The sequence below is a fragment of the Mesorhizobium sp. RCAM 05099 genome, assembly GCF_059683685.1.
This window is the reverse complement of sequence record NZ_CM185035.1, coordinates 6930461-6943459: the sequence shown is the minus strand read 5'-3', so window position 1 is coordinate 6943459 and position 12999 is coordinate 6930461. Positions and strand designations below refer to the sequence as shown.

Below are 12999 nucleotides of genomic sequence, written 5' to 3'. Positions count from 1 at the left end.
CATATCTCAATAGTGGGGAAGGCTCATCCGCCTGGATGCGTTCTCGGCAATGGTTGTGCCGCTTCTTTCGTCGCGCCAGCGAGCAGCGTCCGCAGCTCGTCGCACCGCCTCAGCAGCCGTGGCGAGTCGACTTTCCTTGCGACCGCCAGGACGGTGCCAAGCTCCAGCTCGGCGCCCGTGTGATCGCCCAGTTGAAGAAGCAAAACTGCTAGCGACAGCCGGGCATCGGCGGCATTGATCGGCGAACCGATCTCGTTCCAGCGCGCGCAGGCGACTTGCAGTTCTCGGGCGGCTTCGGCCAATCGGTCTTCCCGTGTAAAGAGCTCGGCCTTGGCCACCGCCGTGAGCGCCCGGATCGATGCCATCGGCCAGCGTTGCGGCTGCTTTTCCAGCTCGGCGATGACCTCCTTCGCGCGCTCCGGCCGACCCGTCCGTGCCGCCACCTTGGCCAGCGTGGCGAGAATGAGACCCTTGCGCTGCAGGGTCGGCCAGCCGTTCCCGACAAGGGATCGCTCGAGAGAGGCGAAAGCAGCCTCGGCCTGTCCCTGCTCCAGTTGCAGGAGTGCAAGGCCGGGCTGAGGGTCCCAGCCCGCGGCATGGGACGCGCGATAGGCCGCTTCCGCCTCGGCGAGATCTCCGGCGGAGAGATGAATGTCGCCAAGAACGCGCAATGCATCGCCCGTCGCCCAGGGCGCGTCCAGGGCAAGCTGTTCGAGAGCCGCGCGCACCAGTGCCTCGGCCTCCTTCAGCGTGCCATGCACCCCGAGCACCTCGGCCCGATGCAGCCGGCACGAGCCGGACAGGTCCTCGAGCCCATGTCCCTTGCACCAGCTTTCATAGCCGAGCGTCCACTGGTTGGCTCTCGCCCAGTCGCCGAAATTCCGGCAGGCCCAAAGAATGTTGCAATAGAGGATACCGCCAACGATCGGATCGATGTCGCTGGACAGGCCGAGGGCGGCTGCGAAGTCCTGGTCTTCTTCACCTGACTTGGTTTCGCCGAGGCAAAGCTTGAAAAAGCCGCGATAGATCAGGCCGAGCGATTCAACGACGGGATCTTCGAGATGTTTGCCAACTTCGAAGGCTTGCTCGGCCAGCGCCAGCGCCTGCTCTGGCTCGGCTTCCGCTCCCATGATGCGCGCGCCCATCCAGCACCAGAGGCCGTGTTCCCGGCTATCGGTGGCGGTGCCTATCAAGGCTGCCGCGCGCTGATGCCAACCCTTGGCGACCGCAAGCTCTCCCCGCTCCAGGTGTATTCGCGCGAGCGTGATTGCCGGAGCAGCCGCACGTGACCCCTGCGCTGCAATGCTGTATGCTCTCACCGCGCGCGTCAGCGGTGGAATGGCTTCGGCTGGCCGCCCCATGCATTCCAGAGCCAGCGCCCATTCCTCGAGATCGGCGGTGAGCAGTTGGTCGGCTGCGTCTGCCGCGGCGAACGAAGCCGCGGCCTCGCGCCATATCCTGGCAGAAGCCGCCGCCCGCGCGGCCAGAATCGGCGACCCGAGGTTGGGGGACTGTGCAATCGACGGGCTGGCGAGACTCAACCTGTGTTCAAAAGCGGCTGGCGGATCGAGGCAGATCCGGTAGCCGAACCGCGGCAGGTTGCGCAGCGCCGTTTCCATACCGCCTTGGCGCAGAACGCTGCGAGCAAGGCTGGCCACACGCTGTAGCGAGGCCTCGGTCACGGTGACGCCCGGCCACAGCGTTTCGAGCAGTTCGTCCTTGCTCAAGGCCCGGTCCTTGTGACGCAGAAGGATGGCAAGGAAATCGAACACCAGAGGCTGCACGTCGATCTCTCTGTCGGCGAGACGAAGGCCGCGAGAATCCTCGTTCAGCTCGAAATTGCCGAAGCAATAAACTCCCATCGGCAGAATTCCCTCCAGCGATAGTGGCAAAGGATCAGGAGAAGATAAGGGCGGCGTAAGGACTGTCGGCCACCCCTCCTGTCATTCTCCGTCTGCCTGGCGAGCCAAGCTGCACTTTAACGCAGCAGCCCCAGGGATGTCACCGGCAGCGACATGGTCGCCCGTCCGGCGGCATTTGAACCCCAGACAAGGAGACTACGAAATGCACAAGTACATCATCGAAAGGGAAATTCCCAAGGTCGGCACTTTCGAGCACGAGCAGCTTCGCGATGCGTCCAAGGCCTCGAACGCCGTCCTCGCCGAACTCGGCCCGGAAATTCAGTGGGTCGAATCCTTCGTCGCCGACGACAAGACGTTCTGCGTCTATCTCGCCAAGGACGAAGCGATCATCCAGCGCCACGCCAAGATGAGCGGATTCCCGGCGACGAAGATCACACAGGTCAAGCGCCTGTTCGATCCGATGACGGCGCACGCCAGCGCCTGACGCGGAGGGACGGGCCGTGAAACTCTTCGCAAATCTCATCCTCGGCACGGCGTTGTCCGCCGGCATTTGGGCCTTCGCGCTCGCCTGCGGCTCCGCGGATGCCCATGATACGCCCGACCCGGTGCTCAACCGGTCCCGGGAAATGGCGGCCAAGTACCTCAACATCGAGGTCGCCAAGGCCGAGGGCTACCAGCAACTCTTCGAATGCACGACGCATGACGAGCACGGCACGATGGGTGTTCACTTCATCCATCCCGGCCGTGCCGGCGACGGCAAGCTGGTGCTCGGTGAGCCGGACGTGCTGACCTACGAGCCGGAATCCGATGGCACCATGCAGCTCGTTGGCATGGAGTACATCGTCTTCGAGAAGGACTGGAAGGACAAGGGCGTTCCCGAGTTCCTCGGCCGCACCCTCCAGCGCAAGACGACGGTGGGTGTCCACCCAGTGGACCCCTACTACGAGCTTCACGTCTGGCATTGGCGGCACAATCCGGCCGGCATGTTCGCCGACTGGAACCCGTATGTGAGCTGCGTACACGACCAGTCCTGAAGCAGGCGATGCGCTGCACCTTTGGGAGGGTCATTGCATGGCCCTCCCAATCATCCATCGATCAGACAAAAGGAAACATGACCATGTCAGTTCTTCGCATAGCGCCGGAATTCATCGTTGATCGGCCGGCCACTGGGCGCTCCTTCGCACTGGCCATCGCAATATACCGCCGTGGCCTTCGTGCCCTGGCCCGTATCATCCGCATTCGCGGAGATCGGGCATGGCTTGAGGACTTGCCGGACTATCTGTTGCGCGACATCGGCATCGATCGCTCCGAAATCTCTTCAGTCATCCGCTCCGGCAGCAAGTTTGGTCGTGATCGTCTGTGGATTTGAAAGTCGCGGTTTCATTGCCAATTTTCCCTGGTCACAGAGGCGGTCCCGGACCAATCCGGCCAAATCTGTTCGACAGGCCTGAAATGCGCTGCTAGAAGCCCGCGCCACAGACAGGATTCCAAAAATTGGCTGAAGACATCGAACAGGCGGTATCCCGCCGCCGCACCTTCGCGATCATCGCGCACCCGGACGCCGGCAAGACGACGCTGACCGAAAAGCTGCTGCTGTTCGGCGGCGCCATCCAGCTTGCCGGCGAGGTCAAGGCCAAGAAGGACAAGATCCAGACCCGGTCCGACTGGATGAAGATCGAGCGCGAGCGCGGCATTTCGGTCGTCACGTCGGTGATGACCTTCGAGTATGAGGACAATGTCTTCAACCTGCTCGACACGCCCGGCCACGAGGATTTCGCCGACGACACCTATCGCACCCTGTCGGCGGTCGACAGCGCCGTCATGGTCATCGACGCCGCCAAGGGTATCGAGCCGCGCACGCTGAAACTGTTCGAGGTCTGCCGGCTGCGCGACATCCCGATCATCACATTCGTCAACAAGATGGACCGCGAAAGCCGCGATCCGTTCGAGATCCTCGACGAGATCGAGCAGAAGCTGGCGCTGGATACCGCACCCATCACCTGGCCGATCGGCCGCGGCAAGACGTTCTCTGGCACCTATCACCTGGCGCTGAACGCGGTCCGCAAGGGCGACGACGAGAAGGAGCGCTCGCCGGTCAACGGTCCCGATTCCAATCGCGTCGCCGGCCTTTTGCCGGAAAACGAGCGCGAGGCCTTCATCGAGGAACTGGAGCTCGCGCGCGAAGCCTGCCGCCCGCTCGACATCGACGCCTTCCGCGAAGGCCACCTGACGCCGGTCTATTTCGGCTCGGCGCTGCGCAACTACGGCGTCCGCGACCTGATCGAGGCGCTCGGCGCCTATGGGCCGCCGCCGCGCGCGCAGGAGGCTGATACCCGCAAGGTCGAGGCGACCGAGGACAAGATGACCTCGTTCGTGTTCAAGATCCAGGCCAACATGGATCCCAACCATCGTGACCGCATCGCCTTCGTGCGCGTCTGCTCGGGCAAGCTTGAGCGCGGCATGAAAGCCAAGCTGGTGCGCACGGGAAAGCCGATGTCCTTGTCGGCCCCGCAATTCTTCTTTGCCCGCACGCGCGTCACCGCGGACGAGGCGTTTGCCGGCGATGTCGTCGGCATTCCCAACCACGGCACGTTGCGCATCGGCGACACGCTGACCGAGGGCGAGGAAATCCTGTTCCGCGGCGTGCCGAATTTCGCGCCGGAAATCCTGCGCCGTGTCCGTTTGGGCGATGCGATGAAGGCCAAGAAACTCAAGGAAGCGCTGCACCAGATGGCCGAGGAGGGCGTCGTGCAGCTGTTCTCGCCCGAGGACGGCTCGCCGGCCATCGTCGGCGTCGTCGGCGCCCTGCAGCTCGATGTCTTGAAGGAGCGGCTGAACTTCGAATACACGCTGCCCGTCGAATTCGAGATGTCGCGCTTTTCGGTCTGCCGCTGGATCTCGGCCGACGACAAGGCCGAGGTGCTTCGCTTCATCGAGGCGCATCGTGGCGACATCGCCCGCGACCTCGACAACGACCCGGTGTTCCTCGCCCAGCACGCCTTCTCGCTCAACTACGAAGCCGAGCGCTGGAAAGCGATCCGCTTCGCCACGATCAAGGACTATCAGGTTCGCGACAGGGCGGCATAGGCGCCAGTTTTTCCTTCTCCCCGTTCACGGGGAGAAGGTGCCCGAAGGGCGGATGAGGGGCAGCGTCGGCGGTGAAGGACTGGGGAATGTGCCCCGGCCCTTCGCAGGCTCAGGGTGGTCAAAGCTCGAAAGCCAAGCAATTGGCTTTTCGTCCGCTACGCGGACCGCATCTCATCCCTTCGCCGCCTCTTCGATCTTGGCGATGTCGATCTTGCCCATCTGCATCATGGCATTCATAGCCCGGCCGGCCTTGGCCCGGTCCGCATCCCCGAGCAGGCGCGGCAGCTGTTCCGGCACGACCTGCCAGGAGACGCCGAACTTGTCCTTCAGCCAGCCGCAAGGGCCGGGTTCGCCGCCGCCCTCGGTGAGCCTGCTCCAGAAATGATCGACTTCTTCCTGAGTCTTGCAGTCGATCGACAGCGAGATCGCCTCGGTGAATTTGTATTGCGGTCCGCCGTTGAGCGCCAGGAACGGGACGCCGTCGAGCTCGAACGAGGCCACCAGCACCTGGCCTTCAAGAGCGTGGTCCTTGGGCCAACGCGTTACGCTCAGCTCCTTGGAATTCTTGAAGATGGACATGTAGTGGGTCATCGCCTCTTCGGCCTGGCCGTCGAACCACAGGAAGGTGGTGATCTTTTGCATGCGTCTCTCCTTGGTGCGGATTTCCGGTTGGTGTCGATCTGGTTACGGCCCAAGGACGTTGTGACGGAGCGTGATCCGACAGCGGCCGCGTTTTTTTGTGACAAATCTGGCGCATTGCAAAATTGTGGCCAGACCAGGCTTCGGCGTCTATAACGCCTGCGGTCCGAATTCAGTGCCGTCACGCTCCAGTCGAGCGCGGCCAGCCACCTAAGGAAAATTCATGCCTGCCTATCGCTCCCGCACCACCACCCATGGCCGCAACATGGCCGGCGCCCGTGGCCTCTGGCGCGCCACCGGCATGAAGGATTCCGATTTCGGCAAGCCGATCATCGCTGTGGTCAACTCCTTCACCCAGTTCGTGCCGGGCCATGTCCATCTCAAGGACCTCGGCCAGTTGGTCGCGCGCGAGATCGAAAAGGCCGGCGGCGTCGCCAAGGAATTCAACACCATCGCCGTCGATGACGGCATCGCCATGGGCCATGACGGCATGCTCTATTCGCTGCCGTCGCGCGAGCTGATCGCCGATTCCGTCGAATACATGGTCAACGCCCACTGCGCCGACGCCATGGTCTGCATCTCCAATTGCGACAAGATCACCCCCGGTATGCTGATGGCGTCGCTGCGCCTCAACATCCCGACCGTCTTCGTTTCCGGCGGCCCGATGGAAGCCGGCAAGGTGGTGCTGGCCGGCAAGACACAGGCGCTCGACCTAGTCGATGCTATGGTCGCGGCCGCCGATGACAAGATCTCCGATGAGGACGTCAAGGTCATCGAGCGTTCGGCCTGCCCGACTTGTGGTTCCTGCTCGGGCATGTTCACAGCCAATTCCATGAACTGCCTGACCGAGGCGCTTGGCCTGTCGCTGCCCGGCAATGGCTCGACGCTGGCCACGCATGCCGACCGCAAGCGCCTGTTCGTCGAGGCCGGCCACCTGATCGTCGATCTCGCCCAGCGCTATTACGAGCAGGATGACGAGACGGCGCTGCCGCGCAACATCGCCTCCAAGGGCGCCTTCGAGAACGCCATGACGCTCGACATCGCCATGGGCGGCTCGACCAACACCGTGCTGCACATCCTCGCCGCGGCGCATCAGGGCGAGGTCGACTTCGATCAGGATGATATCGATGCGCTGTCGCGCAAGGTGCCGGTGCTGTGCAAGGTTGCTCCCGCCAAGGCGGATGTGCACATGGAGGACGTCCACCGCGCCGGCGGCATCATGGCAATCCTCGGCCAGCTCGACAATGCCGGCTTGATCAACCGCGACCTGCCGACGGTGCATACCCGAACGCTGGGTGAGGCGCTCGACCATTGGGACATTTCCCGCACGACCAGCCAGAACGTCCGCGACTTCTTCCTCGCCGCTCCCGGCGGCGTGCCGACGCAGGTCGCCTTCAGCCAGGACCGGCGCTGGGACGAGCTCGACCTCGATCGGGAAAAAGGCGTCATCCGCTCGGCGAAAACACCTTTCTCGAAAGACGGCGGTCTCGCCGTGTTGAAAGGCAATCTGGCGCTCGACGGCTGCATCGTTAAGACGGCGGGCGTCGACGAATCGATCCTGAAATTCACCGGCCCGGCCCGCGTGTTCGAAAGCCAGGACGCCAGCGTCAAGGCAATCCTCTCCAACGAGATCAAGGCCGGCGATGTCGTCGTCATCCGCTACGAGGGGCCGCGCGGCGGGCCCGGCATGCAGGAAATGCTCTATCCGACCAGCTATCTGAAGTCGAAAGGCCTCGGCAAGGCCTGCGCGCTGGTCACCGATGGCCGTTTCTCCGGCGGCACGTCGGGCCTGTCGATCGGTCATGCGTCGCCGGAAGCCGCCGAGGGCGGCACGATCGGGCTGGTGCAGGAGGGCGACACGATCGAGATCGATATCCCGAACCGCACTATCCGCCTTGCTGTCGACGATGCCGAACTCGCCACCCGGCGGGCGGTCATGGAGGCAAAGGGCGCGTTGGCCTGGAAGCCCGAGGAAAAGCGCAAGCGCAAGGTGACGACGGCGTTGCGCGCTTATGCGGCTATGGCAACCAGCGCGGCCAAGGGGGCGGTCAGGTTCGTGCCGGAGTGAATTGGCTGCAACCCCTACCTCCCCCTTGTGGGGAGGTCGGACCGAAGGTCCGGGTGGTCGGCGCCGCCCCCCACCCCGCTGCTGCGCAGCGACCCTTCCCACAAGGGGGAGGGTAAGGCTCCGCCCCTACGGCATCAGCTGATACTCATAGAGCTTCTGATAAAGCCCGCCCTGCTTGAGCAGGGTCCGGTGCGGGCCGCTCTCCACCACCTTGCCGGCTTCCAGCACCACGATCGTGTCGGCCTGATGCACGGTCGACAGACGATGCGCGATGACGATCGTCGTGCGCCCCTCCGTCAGTTGCTGCAGCGCGTCGCGGAACAGTGCTTCCGATTCGGCGTCGAGCGCGCTGGTCGCTTCGTCCAAAAGCAGGATCTCGGCATTGCGCAGCATGGCGCGCGCGATCGAGATGCGCTGGCGCTGGCCGCCGGACAGCAGGCCGCCATTCTCGCCGACATCCGTCTCGTAGCCCTTCGCCTGCGCCATGATGAAGTCATGCGCGTTGGCGGCCCTGGCGGCGGCGATCACTTCTTCGTCGGTCGCGTCCTGACGCCCGAGCCGGATGTTGTGCATGATCGTGCCGGTAAACAGGAACGTGTCCTGGCTGACATAGGCGATCTTTTCCCGCAGCGACGCGAGCGTCGCGTGAGAGATGTCCTGGCCGTCGAACATCACCTTGCCGCCCTGCGGGTCGTACATGCGCATGATCAGGTTCAAGATCGTCGACTTGCCGCTGCCTGACGGTCCGACCAGCGCCGTCATCTTGCCGGGCGCGAGGGTCAGGTCGAACCGGTCCAGCACCGGCGGGCCGTTCTGGTAGGCAAAGCTGACAGTATCGAACCGGATCTCGCCCGGCCCGGCCAGAAGCGGCTTGGCATCCGGCTTTTCGGCCAGCGTCAGCGGTTCGTCGGCGAGCTGGAACATCATGCGCACGCCGACAATGCCGCTTTCCAGGGAGATGCGGACGCGCGCGAGGCGCTTTGCCGGTTCGTAGGCAAGCAACAGCGCCGCGATGAAGGCCATGATGTTGCCCGGCAACTGGCCGCCCTGCAGAACCAGAAAGCCGCTGACCATGACGGCGCCGGCGATCGCCAGCCCGGCCAGGGTCTCCATCACCGGGCTCGTCACCGCTTCCAGCGCAGCGATGTTGTTGGCCCGATCCTCGACGTCCGACACCGCCTTGTACATGCGCTTGCGCATCAAGCCTTCGAGGTTGAAGGATTTGACCACGCGCACGCCGATTGCGGTTTCCTGCATTACCTGCACGATCTGGCCGACCGAGCGGAACTCCATTGCAGCGAACTTGCGGACACGCTTCAGGATGCGGTTGACGCTGTAGATGGCCAAGGGCCCGACGACGAAGCAAATCAGCGATAGCGCCTGCTGCTGCACCACCATGACCAGCACGAGGACAATCAAGGTCACCAGATCCCGCGCATAGGACGTGACCACGAGGTCGAGCACGTTGCGTGCCGCCTGGGCATTGTTGGTCATGCGGGTGATCAGGTCGGACGAGGAGGTGGAATGATAGAATTCGATGCCCTGCGCGAGAATCCGATCGTAGATCTTGCGCTGCCGTTCGGCGATGATGGCGTTGCCGACCCGGCTCATGAAATAGGCCTGGACGAAATTGGCGATGCCCTTGACGATGAAGATCGCGGCAACCGCCATCGCAATCATGTTGACGCGATCGATCCTTTTGTCGATCACGAATTCATTGGTGATTTCACGCAGGATCCAGGCGCTGGCGCCCGTCATGCCGGCCACCACCAGCATCGACACTATGGCGGCGCCGTATCCGAACATATGCTGTCGGAAGGATTCCCTGACCAGCCTCGCAACGAGGCGCTGGTTCTCCGTCGAGCGGAAGAAACGAAACAAACGGCTGATCCTTGAAACGGGACGACGAAGGCGGCTTATAGAGGGAGTTGCGACGAGATGGAACCGTCGGCAGCGGTGGCAAAGAAACCGCTGCGGCAAGCTGTCTTTTGCGACACGATGGAACGGGTGATTCTTCAAGCGGGATGACGACAGATGGATTTCGACCTTATCGTTCGCGGCGGCACGTTGCCTGATGGCGCCACTGCCGACATCGGCATCAGCGGCGAGACGATCGTGACGATCGAGCCGACATTGCAAGGCTCCACGCGGACCGAGGTCGACGCCCGTGGCAATCTGGTCTCGCCGCCCTTCGTCGATCCGCATTTCCACATGGACGCGACACTGTCCTACGGCATCCCGCGCATCAATGCGTCGGGCACGCTGCTCGAAGGCATTTCGCTGTGGGGCGAATTGAAGCCGCTCCTGACGCATGAGGCGGTGCGCGACCGCGCGCTTGCCTATTGCGACTGGGCGGTGTCGATGGGCCTGCTCGCCATCCGTACCCATGTCGATGTCTGCGACGACAGGCTGCTGGCGATCGAGGCTCTGCTCGACGTCAAGAAAACGATCGCCCCCTACATCGATCTGCAATTGGTGGCCTTTCCACAGGATGGGTTCTATCGCTCGCCAACGGCGCGTCAAAATACCATCCGCGCGCTCGACCTGGGCGTGGATATCGTCGGCGGTATTCCGCATTTCGAGCGCACCATGGCCGACGGCACGCGTTCGGTGACAGAGCTCTGCGAGATCGCGGCCAGGCGTGGCCTGATGGTCGACCTGCATTGCGACGAGACCGACGATCCGCTGTCGCGTCATATCGAGCAGCTGGCCTACGAGACGCAGCGTCTTGGCCTGCAGGGCAGGGTGGCCGGCTCGCACCTCACCTCGATGCATTCGATGGACAATTACTATGTCTCGAAGCTGCTGCCCCTGATCGCCGAAGCCGGCGTTTCGGCGATTCCCAACCCGCTGATCAACATCATGCTGCAGGGCCGCCACGACACCTTCCCGAAGCGCCGGGGCCTGACCCGGGTCAAGGAGATGCTGGCGCTCGGCATCCGCGTCGGCTGGGGCCAGGATTGCGTGCTCGACCCCTGGTATTCGCTGGGCACGGCCGACATGCTCGATGTCGCCTTCATGGGCCTGCATGTTGCCCAGATGTCGAGCCCGGCCGACATGGCGCGCTGCTTCGACATGGTCACCAATGTCAACGCATCGATCATGGGGCTCGATCATCTGGGTCTCGCGGTCGGCAAGCGCGCCAGCCTGGTCGTTCTCGATGCCGGCAATCCTGTCGAAGCCTTGCGCCTGCGCGCCGAGCGCATCTGTGTCATCGCCAGGGGCAAGGTGGTGGCGGAGCGGACAAGGCAGGATACGCGGCTTTCGATCGATGGTAGGCCGGCGGCGGTGAACCGCAGGCACAAAGCCACGTAGGCCCAGCCGATTTCCGGTTCTGGTCTCGCCGGTTTCCCGAATTCTCCTCGTCAAAGCGGCTGCTTCCGTCTACGACGCGGCTACGCAAGGGAGGAATCGGGATCGGCATGACGCAGCCCGTGGCGCAGAATTCCACAATCAGGAACGTGTTGCTGGCCGGCATTCTGCTGATGCTGGCGGGCGACTTCCTGTTTGCGCTGAACGATGCGATGGGCAAATGGCTGGTCGCCAGCTTCTCCGTCGGCCAGGTGGTTCTGATCCGTTCGATCGGCGCCTTCTTCGTGCTTGGGCCGATGATCGCCCATCAGGGCACGGCCAAGCTGTTCCGCATGGAGAGGCTCGAACTGCAGATCTTGCGCGTCGTCATGACCACGCTGGACACCGCGCTGTTCTATGCCGCCGTCGTCTATCTGCCGCTCGCCGACGTGATGAGCTTCTACATGGCCGGGCCGATCTATGTCGCGGCACTCTCGCACCTCTTGCTCGGCGAAAAGGTCGGCTGGCGCCGCTGGATGGCGATCCTTCTCGGCTTCTGCGGTGTGCTGATCATGCTGAAGCCATCCTCGGCGGCGTTCTCGCTGTCGTCGAGCTTCGCGCTGGTCGGCAGCATCGCCTTCGCCTTCGCCATTATCCTCAATCGGCGGCTGCGCGGCACCAGCGACACCAATCTGGTGACGTGGCAGACCATCGGCACGCTGGTCGTTGGCGGTGTCCTGACCATCGGCGCCTGGCAGACGCCGTCGGCGCTTGATTTCGGCGCCATGCTGCTTCTCGGCATTGTTTCTTGCGGGGCGCATCTGATGATCACCAGGGCGCTCAAGCTGGCTCCGGCCTCGACGCTGGCGCCGTTGCATTACACGCTGCTCTTGTGGGCGGTGGTGTTCGGACTGGTGTTCTTCGGCGACATTCCAGGCACGCGCATCCTGATCGGCTCGGGCATCGTCGTGCTGGCCGGCCTGTTCATCTTCCACCGACAGAAAGTGGTCGAGACCACGGTGCCGCCCGAAAACGTGCCGAAGGGCGTGAATTAATGCCTGTCGCCCAAAAGCGCGCAGCGGTTTTGGGATAACGACATGCACAAGAAATGACTGAAAGCGCGACGCGCTGCAGAATCCAGGGTTCTGGTCCCTAACCCCGGCGTATCGCGGCGAGATGCCGTGAAAACTCCGGCGTCTCCATCAGTGCCTTGCAGCGGGCGAAACGGCCGTCGGCATAGGCGCGGAAATCATCGACCGGGTTGTTGTTGGCCAGCTGGATAAGTCCCCACAGCGTCCACAGAAGGTCGCACATCGCCTTGTAGATGACGACGCGGCCGCGCTCCGCTGGCCTCGCCTCGCCACCGAAATAGGCGCGCATCATCTCTTCGTCCTGTACCGCGTCGAACTTTCCTTCCACGCTGAGGTCGCCAAGGTCCCACAGCGGATCGTTCATGCCCGAATATTCCCAGTCGACGATCCACATCCTGTCCCCCGTATCGAGGAAGTTCTCGCAAAGCGGGTCGCAATGGCAGGCGACGAGGGGGAGCGGATGGGCGGCGAGCGCCGACCGCACGCCCCCGGCCTCGCGCACCACGTCATGATAGCCGGCGGGCAGGCTGACATCCTTGGTTGCCAGCACCTTGAGATAATCGTCGATCATTGCAAACAGTTCGAAGCGGAAGGGAAACACCGCGTCGGAAGCATGCAGCTTGCGGAAGGCCTCGCCGGCCCGTGCCGGACTGCCCGGCCGAACTTTGAATTTCTCCGGCGACATGGTCTCGGCGCCAGCGATGAAGCGCGTCACCATCACGCCGGTGCCGGGATCGACATGCAGCACCTCGGGACTGACCCCCGCCCTTGCTGCTTCACGCGCCGCCACCGCTTCGTTGGCGCGGTTGATGTACTCCTCGGTGCCCCTGCCGGGAATGCGCAGGCAGAACTCGCCAGCCCTGAAGACGAGATTGGTGAGGCCGCCAAGCCGCTCTACCTTGCCGGCGAAATCCTTGAACAGCGGGATCGCTGTCATGGCCTGACGGGCGAGGGTTAGATC

General features: G+C 63.4%; 11 protein-coding genes. 7 read left to right on the top strand and 4 right to left on the bottom strand.

Annotated elements, in window-relative coordinates; all coding sequences use genetic code 11:
- Nucleotides 1–23: 23 nt before the first annotated feature.
- Complete coding sequence (locus AC56QQ_RS34325; RefSeq protein WP_497124967.1) at nt 24–1862, bottom strand: winged helix-turn-helix domain-containing protein; 1839 nt, start codon at nt 1860–1862, stop codon at nt 24–26.
- Nucleotides 1863–2064: 202 nt separating this feature from the next.
- Between AC56QQ_RS34325 and AC56QQ_RS34320 the strand changes: the two genes are divergently transcribed.
- The 4 genes from AC56QQ_RS34320 to AC56QQ_RS34305 all read left to right on the top strand — a co-directional run bounded on the left by AC56QQ_RS34320 (nt 2065) and on the right by AC56QQ_RS34305 (nt 4949).
- A complete protein-coding gene (locus tag AC56QQ_RS34320; RefSeq protein WP_489859169.1) occupies nt 2065–2346 on the top strand; it encodes a DUF4242 domain-containing protein in 282 nt (93 codons plus the stop codon).
- 16 nt (nt 2347–2362) lie between these two features.
- A complete protein-coding gene (locus AC56QQ_RS34315) occupies nt 2363–2896 on the top strand; it encodes a hypothetical protein (RefSeq protein WP_497124966.1) in 534 nt (177 codons plus the stop codon).
- Nucleotides 2897–2904: 8 nt separating this feature from the next.
- Nucleotides 2905–3231, top strand: a complete 327-nt coding sequence (locus tag AC56QQ_RS34310) for a DUF1127 domain-containing protein (RefSeq protein ID WP_497124965.1) — start codon at nt 2905–2907, stop codon at nt 3229–3231.
- Nucleotides 3232–3356: 125 nt separating this feature from the next.
- Nucleotides 3357–4949 (top strand): peptide chain release factor 3, encoded by a 1593-nt coding sequence (locus tag AC56QQ_RS34305; RefSeq protein WP_497124963.1) that lies wholly within the window; start codon nt 3357–3359, stop codon nt 4947–4949.
- Nucleotides 4950–5120: 171 nt separating this feature from the next.
- On the opposite strand, the gene AC56QQ_RS34300 is transcribed toward AC56QQ_RS34305, so the two are convergent.
- The gene (locus AC56QQ_RS34300; RefSeq protein WP_497124962.1) at nt 5121–5591 is read right to left on the bottom strand and encodes a VOC family protein; all 471 of its coding nucleotides are present in this window, start codon (nt 5589–5591) and stop codon (nt 5121–5123) included.
- A 220-nt stretch (nt 5592–5811) separates the two neighbouring features.
- Here AC56QQ_RS34300 and ilvD point away from each other — a divergent pair, with 220 nt between their 5' ends.
- Nucleotides 5812–7656, top strand: a complete 1845-nt coding sequence (ilvD, locus tag AC56QQ_RS34295) for a dihydroxy-acid dehydratase (RefSeq protein WP_497124961.1) — start codon at nt 5812–5814, stop codon at nt 7654–7656.
- A gap of 126 nt (nt 7657–7782) precedes the next feature.
- Here ilvD and AC56QQ_RS34290 read toward each other — a convergent pair whose 3' ends face one another.
- Nucleotides 7783–9537, bottom strand: a complete 1755-nt coding sequence (locus tag AC56QQ_RS34290) for an ABC transporter ATP-binding protein (RefSeq protein ID WP_497124959.1) — start codon at nt 9535–9537, stop codon at nt 7783–7785.
- A 153-nt stretch (nt 9538–9690) separates the two neighbouring features.
- On the opposite strand from AC56QQ_RS34290, the gene AC56QQ_RS34285 reads away from it, so the two are divergent.
- On the top strand, nt 9691–10971 hold the full coding sequence (locus tag AC56QQ_RS34285; protein WP_497124957.1) for an amidohydrolase family protein: 1281 nt from the start codon (nt 9691–9693) through the stop codon (nt 10969–10971).
- 107 nt (nt 10972–11078) lie between these two features.
- Nucleotides 11079–12002, top strand: coding sequence for a DMT family transporter (locus AC56QQ_RS34280; protein WP_497124955.1), 924 nt, complete (start codon nt 11079–11081; stop codon nt 12000–12002).
- A 97-nt stretch (nt 12003–12099) separates the two neighbouring features.
- Here the strand turns inward: AC56QQ_RS34280 and AC56QQ_RS34275 are convergent, their stop codons facing one another.
- Nucleotides 12100–12975, bottom strand: coding sequence for a phosphotransferase (locus AC56QQ_RS34275; protein WP_497129226.1), 876 nt, complete (start codon nt 12973–12975; stop codon nt 12100–12102).
- Nucleotides 12976–12999 lie beyond the last annotated feature (24 nt).